Genomic DNA, 15604 nt, shown 5'->3' on the forward strand with positions numbered 1-15604 from the left:
CTCCACTCCCAAGCCCCCCAAAGAAGCGACCATGACCCAAAATCAACATTGCGGCCTTGTCGCCGTCGTCGGTGCACCCAACGCCGGCAAGTCCACGCTGGTGAACGCGCTCGTCGGACAGAAGGTCGCGATCGTCAGCCCCAAGGCGCAGACGACGCGGACCAAGCTGCTCGGCGTCGCGATCGAGGGGGATGCGCAAATCCTGCTGGTCGACACGCCCGGTATCTTCGAACCGCAGCGTCGGCTCGACCGCGCAATGGTGTCGGCCGCGTGGAGCGGCACCGAGGGCGCGGACATGATCGCGCTCGTCGTTGACGGCAAGGGCGGCATCGGGTCCAAGGTCACCGCGATCGCCGGGGCGCTGAAGGATCGCCCCGAGCCGAAGATCTTGATCCTCAACAAGGTCGACGTCGCGGACAAGCCGAAGCTGCTGCTCCACGCAGAGAAGCTGAATGCGCTGATGCACTTCGCCGATACGTGGTTCGTCTCGGCTCAGACCGGCGACGGCCTGCCAGAGCTGAAGTCCGCACTCGCCGCGGCGATGCCGACGGGACCATGGCATTATCCCGAGGATCAGGTGTCCGACGCGACCGAGCGCGCGCTGGCGTCGGAGGTGACGCGCGAGCAGCTGTATCTTCAGCTGCATGCCGAGCTGCCGTACGCGAGCACGGTGGAAACCGAGAAGTACAGCGAACGCGAGGACGGATCGGTCGAGATCCACCAGCAGATCCTCGTCGAGCGCCCGACGCAGCGTGCGATCGTACTCGGCAAGGGCGGCAGCCGTATCAAGGAGATCGGTGCGCGCGCGCGGACGGAGCTGGCGGGCATCATGGGCCGGCCGGTCCACCTCTACCTGCACGTCAAGGTCAAGCCCGGCTGGGACGAGGATCGCGACGTCTACAAGGATCTGGGGCTCGACTGGGTGGAATAGGCGTCAGGCGGCGCCGAGCACCGCCTCGACCCATGCCGGCACCAGCTCGCCGGCCCGCCCGAGGCGCGTTTCGGCAAAGCTATCGCTGCCCGTTGACCGTTCTAGGTTCAGCTCCAGCGTATCGGCGCCGCAGGCATCCGCCAGCTGGACGAATCCCGCCGCGGGGTAGACCGCACCCGACGTGCCGATCGATACGAACAGGTCGGCCTGCGCCAGTGCCGTTTCGATCCGCTCCATCCGATAGGGCATCTCGCCGAAGAACACGATATCGGGCCGTAACGCCGCTGCGCCGCACGCATCGCAGCGCGACCCGACAGGCAGCGCATCTATCCAGTGCCGGCGTTCGCCGCATGCCGCGCACAGCGCCGATTGCAGCGCCCCGTGCATGTGCAGCAGACGGCGCGTACCTGCCCTCTCGTGCAGGTCGTCGACGTTCTGCGTGACGATCAGCAACTCGCCGCGCCATTCCCGGTCGAGCCGTGCCAGCGCATGATGTGCCGCGTTCGGTTCGACGGTCGCCAGCGCCGCCCGACGGAGATCGTAAAAGCGGTGTACCAGCGCCGGGTCGTGCGCCAGCGCCTCTGGCGTACACACGTCCTCGACGCGATGGCCCTCCCACAGCCCGCCCGGCCCCCGAAAGGTGGCGATACCGGATTCGGCGGAGATGCCTGCTCCGGTCAGGACGACGATATTGCGGACGCTATTCATCGGTGCAGCGTAGCTGCCATGCTGTATCGGTACAGCGGAAAAGGCACCACGTTTGGCGGACCTTGCGCGCGCTGCCTGTCCCCGGCGCATGCTTTATGCCACAAGCCGCCCATGATGTTCTCCCGCCAGCGCTTGTCCGTTTCCCGCCGTGTCGGAGGACGCGCATGACCGCGATCGGCATCTACGGCAGCAGCGGCCGCATGGGGCGTGCCATCGCCGAACAGATCGCGGCAGAGGGGGCGCGGCTGGCCGGCGGCGTCGATGCCGGCGGTGATCCGGCGGCGCTCGCGCGGGTGGCGGACGTACTGGTCGATTTCTCGACACCGTCGGCACTGGAGGCGCATCTCGCTATCGCGCGCGCCGCGGGTACACCGCTGGTGATCGGTACCACCGGGCTGACACAGGCACAGCATGCCGCAATCGATGCGGCAGCGGCGGATATCGCGGTGCTCCAGACCGGCAACACCTCGCTCGGGGTGACGCTGCTGGCGCAGCTGGTTCGCGACGCCGCGGCGAAGCTCGGCACCGATTGGGATATCGAGATCGTCGAGAGCCACCACCGGCACAAGGTGGATGCGCCGTCCGGCACCGCGATCCTGCTGGGTGAAGCGGCGGCGGCAGGGCGGGGGACGACCCTGTCCGAACTGCGCGTCGATGGCCGCGCCGGGCTGACCGGCGCTCGGACCGAGGGAACGATCGGTATGGCCTCGGTGCGCGGCGGATCGGTGATCGGCGACCATAATGTCGTGTTCGCCAGCGAGGGAGAGCGGATCGAGTTGGCGCATCTGGCGCAGGATCGCAGCATCTTTGCCAAGGGGGCCGTACGCGCCGCGATGTGGATCGCGCGGCAGCCGGCAGGGCGTTACCGCATGGGCGACGTGCTGGGCCTGTGAAGGCAACGGACCTGTGAAGAAGGCCGACGTCTTCGAGTTCTACCGGCGGCTGGCGGAGGCCAATCCGCACCCGGAAACCGAACTCGAATCGAACAATGCCTATCAGTTGCTCGTCGCTGTGGTGCTGTCGGCGCAAGCGACCGATGCCGGCGTAAACAAGGCGACGAGCGCGCTGTTCGCGAAGGTGGAGACACCGGAGCAGATGGTGGCGCTCGGGCTTGACGCGCTGAAGCAGCACATCCGGACGATCGGGCTGTTCAATACCAAGGCGAAGAACGTCATCGCCTTGTCGGAAGTGCTGATCGCGGAACATGACAGCGCGGTTCCGGCGAATCGTGCCGCGCTGGAACGGCTGCCCGGCGTAGGGCGCAAGACTGCGAACGTCGTGATGAACGTCGCGTTCGGTGCGGAGACGTTTGCCGTGGATACGCATATCTTCCGCGTCGGCAACCGTACCGGTCTTGCCCGCGGCAAGACGCCGCTAGCCGTCGAGACGACGCTCGACAAAGCAACGCCGCAGCCCTTTCGCCTTCACGCGCATCACTGGCTGATCCTGCACGGGCGTTACGTCTGCAAGGCGCGGCGGCCGGAATGTTGGCGTTGTATCGTCGCCGACCTGTGTGTGTACAAACCGAAGACGCCGCCACCGAAGTCCGTTGCGGCAGATGCGGTAGCATAATCCCACTGGCGTAGCGTGCGACCCTTTGCTACGCGCCGTCTCCAGGCACCCGTAGCTCAGCTGGATAGAGCGCTGCCCTCCGAAGGCAGAGGCCACTGGTTCGAATCCAGTCGGGTGCACCACATCATCGCAGTCCCGACCATGGCGCGCTGCGCACAGCGGGGGTGAGTCTGATGACCTACCGGCACATTCTGGCCGAGGCGCGTGGCGACGTTCTGGTGCTGACGCTGAACCGGCCCGAGCGGCTGAATGCGGCGCCGCCGGCTATGTTCGACGAGCTGCGGGCCGCTCTCGATAATCTGGACGGCGCGCGCGCGGTGTTGATCGCGGGGGCGGGGCGGGCGTTCTGTTCGGGGGCGGACGTCGGCGGCGGCGCGCTGGGCAGCGACGATCCGGGCGAGACGACGTATGCGGCACTCACGCAGCATTATAATCCGACGATCACCGCCATAGCCGAACTGGGCGTGCCGGTGGTCAGCGCAGTGCGTGGCCCGGCGGCGGGAATCGGCTGCTCGCTGTCACTGGCGGTGGATTTTTGTGTGGCTAGTGCGGAGGCCTATTTTTTGCAGGCCTTCGTCAATATCGGGTTGGTGCCCGATGGCGGCGCGTCCTGGATGCTGCCGCGGCTGATCGGACGCGCGCGGGCCGCCGAGATGATGATGCTCGGCGAGCGGGTTCCGGCGGCGAAGGCGCTGGAGTGGGGAATGATCCACAAGGTCGTCGCGGACGAGGCGCTCGATACGGAAGCACTGGCGTTGGCGACCCGGCTGGCGGCAGGGCCGACGGTCGCGCTCGGGCTGATGCGGCAGGCCCTGGGCCGGGCGCTGGACAGCGACTATCCGACGGCGTTGCTGGCGGAGGCGGAAGCGCAGCGGACGGCACGCGCATCGGCGGATTCGCTGGAGGGCGGTATGGCGTTCCTTCAGAAGCGGAAGCCGGCCTTCACGGGGCGATAGAAGCGGTATGTGTCGGCGCTGACATGACCAAGAGACAAATTGCGACATAAAATCGCTGGACGGCGCGCGGTGTGCTCAGCACATGATAGGCTATGGTCCGTGTTCCTGCCCTTCTTTTCGCCACCGCGGCGCTGGCCGGTTGCACCGTCGGTCCCGATTATCGCCCGAACAGCGCCGCCGATCTCGGCGTGCCGGACGGCTATTCGGTGTCGGCACAGCAAAGCCCGGAGGATCTGACGCGCTGGTGGTCGAACTTCGACGACCCCGTGCTCGGTCAGCTGGTCGAACAATCGCGGCTCGCCAATCCCGATATCGCGCAGGCGATCGCACGATTGCGGCAGGCGCGCGAGGCGCTGGTGCAGAACCGGGCGTCGCTGCTGCCGACGCTGTCGGGTTCGGCGGGCTATCAGCGCAACGAAAATCTGCGTGGCGGCGGGCGTTCGTTCACGCTGCCGGACGGTACGGTGGTCGACACGGGCGGGGGCGGCACCAACAGCTTTTCCGCCGGTCTGTCCGCCAGCTACCAGGTCGGACTGTTCGGTGAGATCCGTCGCACGGTCGAGGCCAGCCGGGCGCAATACGAGGCGAGCGGGTTCGATTATGCGACGGTGCTGCTGACCGTCGAGAGCGAGGTCGCGCGCAATTACGTGCTGGCGCGTGCCTATCAGGCGCAGCTCGCCAATGCGCGCGCCAGTCTGGGGATACAGGACGACAATCTGGAGATCGCCGGCTTTCGCGTGCAGGCCGGGCTGGTATCCTCGGTCGATGTCGAACAGGCACGCAGCCAACGGGCGCAAACGGCCGCGACCGTCCCCCAGATCGAACAGCAATATGCCGCGTCGGTTGCGCGGCTGGGCGTACTGACCGGGCAGGCGCCAGGTGCGCTGCGCGGCGCGCTGGCGGCGGCGAAGCCGATCCCGAAGGGGCCGGCGACGGTCGGCGTCGGTATCCCGGCGGATACGTTGCGCCGGCGTCCCGACGTGCGTTCGGCCGAGCGGGCGCTCGCCGCGGCGACGGCGCAGATCGGCGTCGCCAAGGCGCGGCTGTATCCGGCGCTGGCGATCACCGGCAACATCAACACCAATGCGACCAGTATCGGCAACATCGGCGATGCGATCACCGGCGGCCTGTTCGCCGGGTTGACGCAGGCGATCTTCAACGGCGGGCGGCTGCGCAGTCAGGTCCGCGCGAGCGAGGCGGCGACCGACGCCGCACTCGCCACCTATCGCGGTACGGTGCTGACGGCGCTGGAGGATGTCGAGAACGCCATCGTCGCGCTCGAAACGGCGCGGCAGCGCGAGACTCAATTCCGCATCGCCTATGACGCCGCGAGCGCGTCGGCGATCCTCGCGCGCAGCCAGTATCGCAGCGGCCTGACCGATTTCACGACGCTCAACCAGCAGGAGGCGGCGCTGCTGTCCGCGCAGAACGGCCTCGTGCAGGCGCGGTCGGATCAGGCGACCGCGCTGATCGCGCTGTACAATGCGCTCGGCGGTGGCTGGGACGCGAGCGTCATCCCCGAAGCGCCCGATCGCGGCGCAACCCCAACTCCCGAGGGCGAGACCCGCTGATGGCCGACGAACAGATCGACGATTTCCTGGGCGTAAAGCCGGTTCCGGCATGGCGGCGCTACCTGAAATGGGTGTTCGTCGCGATCGGCGTCATCCTGCTCGCGTTGCTGCTGAAGAGCTGTTTCGGGCCGAAGGCGGAGGCTGGTTTCTCGACGCAGGCGGCCGAGCGCGGCAATCTGACGGTGACCGTGTCGGCGACCGGCAAGCTGGCGCCGACCAACCAGGTGACGGTGGGGTCGCAGCTGTCAGGGCTGGTCACCAAGGTGGTGGTCGACGTCAACGACCGCGTTACGGCGGGCCAGCCGCTGGCGTTGATCGATCCCGAACAGATCGAGGATCAGATCCGCCAGCAACAGGCGCAGATCGCGGCCAATCAGGCGCAGGTGAATCAGGCGCAGGCGACCGTCGGCGAAAGCCGCGCGCAGCTGGCGCGGCTGGAAGAGGTGTTCAAGCTGTCCGGTGGCCGCGTTCCGTCGGGAACCGAGTTGCAGACGGGCCGGGCGAACTACCAGCGCAGCGTCGCGGCGTTGCGGGTCGCACAGGCCAACGTCACCGCATCGCAGGCGGCGCTGGCGCAGAGCCAGACGCAGCGGGCGCGGGCGATCATCCGCTCGCCCGTCAACGGTGTCGTTCTGGCGCGTCAGATCGATCCGGGTGCGACCGTCGCGGCGTCGTTCAACACGCCGACGCTGTTCGTGATCGCCGAGGACCTCAGCAAGATGAAGCTGGAGGTCGCGATCGACGAGGCCGACGTCGGCGAGGTCAAGGTCGGGCAGAAGGCGAACTTCACCGTCGACGCTTTTCCTGGGCGGACGTTCCCGGCGGAGATCACGCGGGTCGATCTGGGTTCGAACCTGACGGTCAGCTCGGCGAGTTCGACCTCCACCACGACCACGACCGCGACGACCGGGCAGGTGGTGAGCTATGCCGCCGACCTGACCGTCGCCAATCCATCGCTGCAATTACGACCGGGAATGACCGCGACCGCGGACATCGTCACGTCGGACCGGCAGAACGTGTTGCTGGTGCCCAATGCGGCGTTGCGGTTCAAGCCGACCGCTGCCGGTGCGGGCGCATCGAGCGGCGGCATCGCCGGATCGCTGACCTTCCGCCCGCGCCGCGACCGGCCCGAGCGAACCGCCAAGCTGGCGCGCGGGGCGAGCCAGACGGTGTACGTCAAGGATGCCGAAGGCAAGCCGCAGCCGGTGCAGGTCGTCACCGGCGACAGCAACGGGACGATGACCGAAGTGCTGGGTGGTAACCTGAAGCCGGGGCAACAGGTGATCACCGGCCAGCTGTCGAGCGGCAGCGACGGCGCGGCGGGAGCGCGGCGGAGCGGAGCCGGCGGTCAGCGGCGGCAGGGTGCGGCCGGTGGGCAGTAAGCCAGTCGACCTTGTGCCCATGGCCTCCGGCGTAGGCTGGAGTCCACGGCTGCGGGACATGCAGGCCGACCGTCTGTCTGGTCGTGGGCGCCGGCGTGCGCCGGAGCACCGGCATGCCTGAGCCGCTCATCACGATGCGCAACGTCACCAAGGTGTACGGGATGGGCGCGACGCAGTTCCAGGCGCTGAAGGGCGTCGACCTCGATATCCAGGCGGGCGATTTCGTCGCGGTCATGGGGCCATCGGGGTCGGGCAAGTCGACGACGATGAACATCCTCGGCTGTCTCGACGTGCCGTCGGGGGGAACGTTCCTGTTCCGCGGGCATCACGTCGAGACGCTCGATCGCGACCAGCGTGCGTTGCTGCGGCGACGGTATCTCGGTTTCGTGTTTCAGGGGTTCAACCTGCTCAGCCGGACCAGTGCGCTGGAGAACGTCGAGCTGCCGCTGCTGTATCGCGGCGAGGACAAGAAGGCACGGCGGGAACTGGGCATGGCGGCGCTGGCGAAGGTCGGGCTGGATCGCTGGTGGGATCACACCCCGGCCGAATTGTCGGGCGGGCAGCAACAGCGCGTCGCCATCGCGCGAGCGATCGTGACGCAGCCCGACGTGCTGCTGGCGGACGAGCCGACCGGCAACCTCGATAGCGAACGTTCGGTCGAGATCATGGAATTGCTGACCGACCTCAACCAGAACAGCAACATCACCGTGCTGATGGTGACGCACGAGCCCGACATGGCGGCGTTCGCGCGGACGGTGATCCACTTCAAGGACGGGCTGGTCGAGCGGATCGAGGCGCAGCATCGGCCGGGTCAGATGCCGGAGCCGGAAAAGCCACTCCTCTCCGACCGAGGGGTTGGGGTTGCCGGGTCATCGGGCGCTGGTCCCGGTGAGACGCCCACCACCCCCAACCCCTCCTCTGAAGAGGAGGGGCTTTCCTGATGCTCGGGACCACGCTCATCCTCGCGCTGCGGTCGATACGGCGACATCTGTTGCGGTCGTTCCTCACCATTCTGGGTATCGTCATCGGCGTCGGCGCGGTCGTCACGATGGTGACGCTGGGCAAGGCGACGACGGCGGCGGTGCAGCAGCAGATCAGCGCGCTCGGCAGCAACATTCTTCAAATTCGGCCGGGTCAGGGCTTCGGCCGTGGTGGTGGCGGGCCGCAGCCGCCCAATTTCAAGCCGGAGGACGTCGAGGCGATCGCGCAGCAGGTCGCGGGCGTGACCGCGGTCGCGCCGCAGGCGAGCGCTTCGGCGACGGCGATATACGAGGGCGCCAACTGGTCGACCTCGATCAACGGCACGACCAGCGCGTTCCTGACGGTGCAGCCGTGGCCGCTGGCGCTGGGGCGATACTGGACGCCGGCGGAGCAGGAGGCGGGCAAGGCCGTGTGCCTGATCGGCAATACCGTGCGCCAGAACCTGTTCCGCGGGGCCGATCCGGTCGGCGCGCGTATCCGGCTGGGCAATATCAGCTGCGACGTGATCGGTGCGCTGACGACACGCGGGCAAGGCGGCTTCGGCGATCAGGACGATGTCGTGGTTATGCCGATCAAGACGGTGCAGCGGCGCTTCACCGGTAACCGCGACGTGCGCCTGATGCTGGTCGGCGTCAACACCGATTACCAGACGAGCAACGTGCAGGCGGCGATCACCGATCTGCTGCGCGAGCGGCGGCATCTGACGGGCGCGCGCGACGACGATTTCAACATCTTCGACACCAAGCAGATTTCCGACACGCTGACCGGCACGACCACGCTGCTGACCCGCATCGTCGCGGCGGTGGCGGCGATCAGTCTGGTCGTCGGCGGCATCGGCATCATGAACATCATGCTGGTGTCGGTGACCGAACGGACGCGCGAGATCGGCATCCGGCTGGCGATCGGCGCGGTCGCGCGCGAGGTGCTATTGCAGTTTCTGGTCGAGGCGGTGGCGCTGTCATGTCTGGGCGGCGTGATCGGGCTGATCATCGCGCAGGGGGTTATCCTGGCGCTGTCGCCGTTGATGCAGGTGCCGTGGACGTTCGACCTGCAGATCAACCTGATCGCGTTTGCGATATCGGCGGTGATCGGCGTGGTGTTCGGCTATTTCCCGGCGCGGCGGGCGGCGGCACTGAACCCGATCGACGCGTTGCGACACGAATAGGGAAACGCCTTCAGGTGTGACGGCGCCGGGTATACGCCTCCGGTGCGTTCACCAGCGCCCGCAACCGCTCCAGTTCCTCCGGCGTGTCGACGTCGATCAGTTCCGCGGGGTTCGTCACGACGTGCTTGCCGGCGCGGACCATGTCGCGGGCGCCGGCATCGCCCTCCAGCGTCAGCAGCGTGTCGAACCGCGCGCGGCCGAACACGGCCGGGGGCTTGGGGGAACGGCCGTCGCTGGAGGCGACGACGGCGTCCTCGCCATCTGCGGCATCCAGCAACGTACGGATGTGGCTCGCGGTGACGCGCGGCATGTCGGCAAGGGCGACGACCACCGCCTTCGCCCCGCGTGCGCGGGCGCAGTCCACACCGAGCGCGACCGATCGGCCCATCCCGAGAGCAGGGTCGTCGTTGCGGACGATGGTAAAGCCGTGCGCGGCATAATCGCAATCCGCCCGACCGACGACCGCGACGCGCTCCATGAAGGGCATGTCCTCCAGCGCCACCGCGACGTGCAGGCCGAGCGGGCGACCGAGGAACGGCTCGTCCAGTTTGCTGCCGACGTCACCCATGCGGAGCGAACGGCCGGCGGCAAGGAGGACGAGGACGCAATCCTCAGCGGCGATCATGGAACGCTCCCACCATCGCGGCGGCGATCGACAGCGCGATCTCCGATGGACCGATCGCGCCGATATCGATGCCGACCGGCGCGTCGATGCGGTCGATCTGAACCGCCGACAGCCCTGCGGCGGCGAGGCGTTCGCGGCGGGCGGCGTGGCTGCGGCGGCTGCCGAGCGCGCCGACATAGGGGGCGTTGGAGGCGAGCGCGGCGATCAGCGCGGGATCGTCGATCTTGATATCGTGGCTGAGCGTGACGACGGCGGTGGAGGGGCCGGGCTTCAGCGCCTCGATCGCCTCGTCCGGCCAGCGGTCGTCGAGGGTGACGCCGGGAAAGCGCTCTTCGGTGAGGAAGCGCGCGCGCGGGTCGATGACGGTCGTGTCGATGCCGAGCGTGGTGGCCAGCGCGGCGAGCGCCTGCGCGATCTGGACCGCGCCGACGATCAGCAACCGGCGCGGCGGGTCGTAGCGGTTGACGAACACCTCGCCCGTTTCGACCGGACGCAGGTCGCTGTGGCCGGTGGCGAGATCGGTGGTGACCGTGAGCGCCTGACCGTGGTCGCGTGCTTCGGCGATGCGATCGAACAGTTCGGGATCGAAGCCTGCCGCGGACACCGGCTGCACCATCACCGCGATCTCACCGCCGCAGGGCAGGCCGACTTCCCATGCCGCGGCATCGGCGACGCCGTAGTGCCTGAGCTGGAACGGCGCGCCAGCGATGACGTCCGCCGCCGTCTGAAGGATGTCGCTTTCGACGCAGCCGCCGGAGACGGAGCCTTCGAACCGGCCATCGGCGTGGACGAGCATGTGGCTGCCGCGCGGGCGGGGGGCCGAGCCCCAGGTGGAGACGACCGTCGCGAGGGCGAGGGGTTCGTTCCGCCAGTTGCGGGCGGCGGTGAGGACGGAATCGTTTTCGGCCATGTTCTTCTTTCCAGTTCCTCCCTCGTGAAGCGAGGCAGGGGGACCGTTCGCGTAGCGAATGGTGGAGGGGGCGGTTCCGCGAGCGACCACGTTCGTTGCTTGTCTCCCTCTGGCACGGGAGGAATGATTCAGGGGTTCGGCAATCCCGCCAGCAGCTTGTCCAGCGTTACCGGGAAGTCGCGCACGCGTATCCCGCACGCATCGTAGATCGCGTTGGCCACCGCCGCGCCGGCTCCCGAGATACCGAGTTCGCCGACGCCCTTCGCTCCCACCGGATTGGCGCTGTCGTCGATCTCCTCGATGAAATGCACCTCGATCTTCGGCACGTCGGCATGGACGGCGACGTGGTATTCGCCGAAGTCCGGGTTGGCGAAATGGCCGTTCCGGGTGTCGACCACCGCCTCCTCTCCGAGTGCGTAGGACAGGCCCCAGACCATGCCGCCGATCAGCTGGTTCGCGGCGGTCTTCGCATTCAGCACGCGGCCGATGTCGAACACGCCGAGCATGCGGCGGACGCGGACCTCGCCGGTGACGGCGTTGACCGCGACCTCGACGAAATGGGCGCCGTGGCTCGCCTGGCTGGTGCGCTTGGTTTCCGCGCCGGGACCGGTCTTGCCGGTGGCGACGATCGGGTCGCCGCGGATCAGGTCGGCGAGCGCGACGCTGCGGCCGCCGGCGGTGACGCAGCCGTCGTGCAACGTCAGGTCTTCGGGCGCGGCGTTCATCCGGCGGGCGAGTTCGGTGATGATGTCCTCGCACGCCAGCACCGTCGCCGAACAGGCGCTGCCCGCCCCGAACGACCCGCCGGAACCGGCGCTGGCGGGCAGGTCGCTGTCGCCGATGCGGACGTCGACCGATGTGACCGGCAGGCCGAGCATCTCTCCCGCGGTCTGCGCGAGGATGGTGTAGGTGCCGGTGCCGATGTCGGTCATGTCGCATTCGACCACCGCACGACCTTCGGTGTCCAGACGCACGCGCGCCTGCGCATTGACGGTGAAGTTGCCGCGCAATGCAGCCGCCATGCCGTGGCCGATCAGCCATTCGCCATCGCGGCGCTTTTCGCGGACATCCCAGCCGAAGCGGCGCGCGCCCTCGTCGTAGCAGTCGAGCAGGCGACGGGTGGAGAAGGGCTTGCCGTTGACCGGATCGACGGTGGGTTCGTTGATGCGCCGCAATTCGACGGGATCGATATCGAGCCGTTCCGCCAGCTCGTCCATCGCGCTTTCGACCGCGAAGGTGCCGATCGCCTCGCCTGGCGCCCGCACCGCGCCGGTGGCGGGCAGATCGAGGCGGATCAGGTCGGTGCGGAAGCGGCGGTTCTCGCCCGCGTAGAGCGGCAGCGAGCCGAACGGAATCGGTTCGAGGAAGCTGGCATCGTCGTTCTGCGCAGCGACGCCTTCGTGCGCGAAGGCGGTGATGCGGCCCTTGCGGTCGGCGCCGATGCGGACCCGCTGCGTCGTCGCGGAGCGGTGGTGGACGAGATAGGCCGTCTGCGCGCGGGGCAGGGCGACCTTGACCGGGCGACCGATCCGGTCGGCGGCTATCGCGGCGAGGATCACCTCCGGCCCGACGCCGGTCTTGCCGCCGAAGCCGCCGCCGACGAAGGGGGCGAGGACCCGGACATTGCTCTTGTCGATCCCTAGGGCGGTGGCGATCGTGCCGCTGGCGGAGCCGATCACCTGATTGCTGGTGCGGACGGTGAGCTTGCCGGCATCCCACGACACCGTACTGGCGTGCGGTTCGAGCGCGGCGGGGAAATGGACCGGGGTGGTGTAGCTCTGGTCGAGCGTAACCTCGGCATCGGCAAGCGCCGAGTCGAGATCGCCGATGTCGATCGCGGGAAGGAAGCCGATGCCGTGATCGGTCTGCACCGGTTGTGCGTCGCGATCGAAGCGGTTCTGGCCGGGTTCGGTGTGGACGACGACCAGTCCGGCGGCTTCGCGGGCAATCACCTGATCCTCGGCAACGACGATCGCGACGGGCTGGCCATAGTGAAAGATGGTGTCGGTATCGCTGTGCGCCTGCGCCTGCGAGTTGCTGCCGCCGGAGACGATGCGGGGATCGTCGTGGATGATCGCGATGACGCCCGACAGGGCTTCGGCTGCGGACGTATCGATGCGGGTCACGCGCCCGCTGCCGATGGGGGTGCCGACGATGGCGGCATAGGCGGTGCCGTCGGGTGCGGCTTCATAGGCGTAGGTAGCGGTGCCGGTGACCTTGGCCGGCCCCTCGACGCGGGGGATCGGTTGGCCGAGCAGGTTCTGCGTCGCGCGCGCGAGGCCGGCGGGGCGGCGCGCCCGGTCCATCATCATGTCGGTCATGCGCATCTGGTCCTTGCCCGGAGCGGGGTACGGCTAATGTAGGATGGTGCAGGCGTCGGGCAAAGATCGTGCCTCTCGCGGCTTGTCAGAAATGTGTCGTCAACACCGGCTTGTTCCGGGGTCCACCGTACGGCAGCGGAAACGCTGGAGCCTCCCGTCCTTCCCTTGCCGCACCGCGGACCCCGGAACGAGTCCGGGGTGACGGAGGATGTGGGCAATCTGATCGCACACCTGTGAGCAGAGGTCAGATGGCCGGCAAACCGTCCAGCAGCTTGTCGAGCGTCAGCGGATAATCGCGCACCCGTACGCCGGTGGCGTTGTAGATCGCGTTGCCGACCGCCGCCGCGGCGCCGCAAATGCCCAGTTCCCCGAGTCCCTTGGCGTGAAGCGGGTTGGCCTGGATATCGCGTTCGAACAGAAATTCGACCTCCAGCTGCGGCACGTCCGCGTTCACCGGGATGTGGTATTCGGCGAGGTCGCGGTTCACCACCTTGCCGTTGCGCGGATCGTGGACCAGTTCTTCCGACAGCGCCGCACCGATGCCGAAGGTCAGGCCACCGAGGCATTGCGACCGTGCGGTCTTTTCGTTGAGGATGCGACCGGCGGTGAAGACGCCGAGCATGCGCTTGACGCGGACCTCGCCGGTGACGGCGTTGACCGCGACTTCGCAGAAATGCGCGCCGTAGCTCGCCTGATTGAACGTCTTTTCCTGATGGCCGCCGGTGATTTCGCCGGTCGCTTCCATGCCCTTGCCGACCAGTTCGCGCAACGGCACGCTGCGGTTCTCGGCGATGACGAGGCCGTCCTTCAGCGTCATGCCGGCCTCATCCACGTCCATCGCCCTGGCGATCTTCTTGCGCAGCGCTTCGCACGCGAGATAGACCGACGAGCCGGACGAGGCCGCGCCCCACGACCCGCCCGACCCCGCTCCCGGCGGCGCATCGGTATCGCCGAGGTGGACGGTGACGTCCTCGATCGGCAAGCCCAGGATCTCGGCGGTGATCTGGCCGAGGATCGTATAGGTGCCGGTGCCGATATCGGTCATGTCGGTCTCGACGATCGCCTTGCCCTGACCATCGATCGACACCTTGGCAGCGGATTTCTGGAGCATGTTCGAGCGGGCCGCTGAGGCGACGCCGATCCCGTACAACCAGTCGCCGCGACGATCGGTGCCCGCAGGCTTGCGATTGCGCCACCCGAACTTCGCCGCGCCGGCGTCGAGGCAGGGGATCAGCGAGCGCGACGAATAGGGGATGTTCTTTTCGGGATCGACCGCCGGCTCGTTGCGCTTGCGCAGTTCGATCGGGTCGATGCCGATCACCTCAGCGAGTTCGTCCATCGCGCCTTCGAGCGCGATAAGGCCGACCGCCTCTCCGGGTGCACGCATCGATCCCGACAGCAGCCAGTCGAGGCGGACGATGTCGTGGGTGATCAGGCGGTTCTCGCCCTCGTAGAGGAAGTGCGTCGCCATGCCGGCCGGTTCGAAGAAATCCTCGCCCGGCAGGTTCGACGTGATCGTCTCATGGCCGATCGCGCTGAGCTTGCCGTTGGCGTCGGCTCCCAGGCGCATGCGCTGTTCGGTGTTCGAGCGGCGGACGGTGGCGTCGAACACCTGTTGGCGCGCCATTACGGCCTTCACGGGCCGGTTCAGGCGCTTGGCGGCGATCGCCGCCGCGACGCTTTCGGGGGCGATACCGAGCTTCGATCCGAAGCCGCCACCGACATAAGCCGCGACGATGCGCACCTTGCTCGCCGACACGCCGAGCGCCTTGGCGAGCTGCTGCTTGTCCGACGCGGGCATCTGGTACGCACCGTACAGCGTGAGCGCGCCGTCTTCCCATACCGCGAGGCTGGCGTGCGGTTCCATGGCGGCGGAATTCTGGCTGGGGGTGGTGTAGGTGACGTCGATCGTGTGCGTCGCCTCCGCCATCGCCTTGTCGATGTCGCCCTGGCTGTGGTGCGGCGGAATCTGCTGCGGCTTGGGCTTTTCCGCTTCTTCGCGGTGGGCGAGGAAGCTGTAGCGGCCTTCGCCGGGTTCGTAGTCGACCTTCACCTGCATCGCGGCGTCGCGGGCGACCTCGTAACTTTCGGCGATGACGATCGCGATGATCTCGCCGTGATAGGCGACGTTCTCGACCCCTTGCGTCGGTGCGGTCGTTTCGCCGCCCTGCTGGGGGTTGCGGATGAAGCTGGCGTAATCGGTGATGACGTCGATGACGCCCGGCATCGCCTTGGCCCGCTCCGCGTCGAGCGTCTTGATCTTGCCCGAACCGACGGTGGCGCGGACGAGGAAGCCATAGGCGACATTATCGAGCGCGTATTCCGCGGCATAGGTCGCCTTGCCCGACACCTTCCTGGGGCCGTCGATCCGGTCGATCGGCTTGCCGATGATGTCCTGCGCCGACGTGTCGAGCAGGCTTTCCGGATGGCTCTTGTTCATGGTGAGCGAGTTGGTGTCGCCGCTGCCGAAGCCGAACATGCC

Annotated in this window: 13 protein-coding genes and 1 tRNA gene; 9 read left to right on the top strand and 5 right to left on the bottom strand. The window is 67.7% G+C overall.

The annotated features are described in order from the left end of the window. Window positions 1-31: 31 nt before the first annotated feature. A complete protein-coding gene (era, locus tag LRA87_RS15480; RefSeq protein ID WP_230781490.1) occupies window positions 32-931 on the top strand; it encodes a GTPase Era in 900 nt (299 codons plus the stop codon). A gap of 3 nt (window positions 932-934) precedes the next feature. On the opposite strand, the gene LRA87_RS15485 is transcribed toward era, so the two are convergent. Continuing rightward, the gene (locus tag LRA87_RS15485; protein WP_230781491.1) at window positions 935-1639 is read right to left on the bottom strand and encodes an NAD-dependent deacylase; all 705 of its coding nucleotides are present in this window, start codon (window positions 1637-1639) and stop codon (window positions 935-937) included. Between the two features lie 164 nt (window positions 1640-1803). Between LRA87_RS15485 and dapB the strand changes: the two genes are divergently transcribed. The 8 genes from dapB to LRA87_RS15525 all read left to right on the top strand — a co-directional run bounded on the left by dapB (window position 1804) and on the right by LRA87_RS15525 (window position 9266). Further along, the gene (dapB, locus tag LRA87_RS15490; protein ID WP_230781492.1) at window positions 1804-2532 is read left to right on the top strand and encodes a 4-hydroxy-tetrahydrodipicolinate reductase; all 729 of its coding nucleotides are present in this window, start codon (window positions 1804-1806) and stop codon (window positions 2530-2532) included. 13 nt (window positions 2533-2545) lie between these two features. After that, a complete protein-coding gene (nth, locus tag LRA87_RS15495) occupies window positions 2546-3211 on the top strand; it encodes an endonuclease III (protein ID WP_230781493.1) in 666 nt (221 codons plus the stop codon). 45 nt (window positions 3212-3256) lie between these two features. After that, window positions 3257-3333: transfer RNA gene (locus LRA87_RS15500), tRNA-Arg, on the top strand. A 51-nt stretch (window positions 3334-3384) separates the two neighbouring features. Beyond that, window positions 3385-4167, top strand: a complete 783-nt coding sequence (locus LRA87_RS15505) for an enoyl-CoA hydratase-related protein (protein WP_230781494.1) — start codon at window positions 3385-3387, stop codon at window positions 4165-4167. Window positions 4168-4259: 92 nt separating this feature from the next. Beyond that, window positions 4260-5738 (top strand): efflux transporter outer membrane subunit, encoded by a 1479-nt coding sequence (locus LRA87_RS15510; protein WP_230781495.1) that lies wholly within the window; start codon window positions 4260-4262, stop codon window positions 5736-5738. Continuing rightward, on the top strand, window positions 5738-7120 hold the full coding sequence (locus LRA87_RS15515; RefSeq protein ID WP_230781496.1) for an efflux RND transporter periplasmic adaptor subunit: 1383 nt from the start codon (window positions 5738-5740) through the stop codon (window positions 7118-7120). The genes LRA87_RS15510 and LRA87_RS15515 overlap by 1 nt, the downstream gene beginning before the upstream one ends. A gap of 113 nt (window positions 7121-7233) precedes the next feature. Then, on the top strand, window positions 7234-8061 hold the full coding sequence (locus tag LRA87_RS15520; protein ID WP_329958600.1) for an ABC transporter ATP-binding protein: 828 nt from the start codon (window positions 7234-7236) through the stop codon (window positions 8059-8061). Further along, window positions 8061-9266 carry an ABC transporter permease gene (locus LRA87_RS15525; protein WP_230781497.1) on the top strand — a complete coding sequence of 402 codons (1206 nt, stop codon included), beginning with the start codon at window positions 8061-8063 and terminating at the stop codon, window positions 9264-9266. Before LRA87_RS15520 ends, LRA87_RS15525 begins: the two co-directional genes overlap by 1 nt. 10 nt (window positions 9267-9276) lie before the next feature. Here LRA87_RS15525 and LRA87_RS15530 read toward each other — a convergent pair whose 3' ends face one another. The 4 genes from LRA87_RS15530 to LRA87_RS15545 form a co-directional block, all read right to left on the bottom strand. Next, the gene (locus tag LRA87_RS15530) at window positions 9277-9891 is read right to left on the bottom strand and encodes a nucleotidyltransferase family protein (protein WP_230781498.1); all 615 of its coding nucleotides are present in this window, start codon (window positions 9889-9891) and stop codon (window positions 9277-9279) included. Beyond that, the gene (locus LRA87_RS15535; RefSeq protein ID WP_230781499.1) at window positions 9878-10801 is read right to left on the bottom strand and encodes an XdhC family protein; all 924 of its coding nucleotides are present in this window, start codon (window positions 10799-10801) and stop codon (window positions 9878-9880) included. The genes LRA87_RS15530 and LRA87_RS15535 overlap by 14 nt, the downstream gene beginning before the upstream one ends. Window positions 10802-10929: 128 nt before the next feature. After that, window positions 10930-13122 carry a xanthine dehydrogenase family protein molybdopterin-binding subunit gene (locus LRA87_RS15540; RefSeq protein WP_230781500.1) on the bottom strand — a complete coding sequence of 731 codons (2193 nt, stop codon included), beginning with the start codon at window positions 13120-13122 and terminating at the stop codon, window positions 10930-10932. Window positions 13123-13366: 244 nt separating this feature from the next. Next, window positions 13367-15601: a xanthine dehydrogenase family protein molybdopterin-binding subunit gene (locus tag LRA87_RS15545; protein WP_230781501.1), complete on the bottom strand. Its 2235-nt coding sequence runs from the start codon at window positions 15599-15601 to the stop codon at window positions 13367-13369. Window positions 15602-15604: the final 3 nt, after the last annotated feature.

The sequence above is a fragment of the Sphingomonas sp. Leaf37 genome (assembly GCF_920939475.1).
In the GTDB taxonomy this organism is placed as follows: Bacteria; Pseudomonadota; Alphaproteobacteria; order Sphingomonadales; family Sphingomonadaceae; genus Sphingomonas.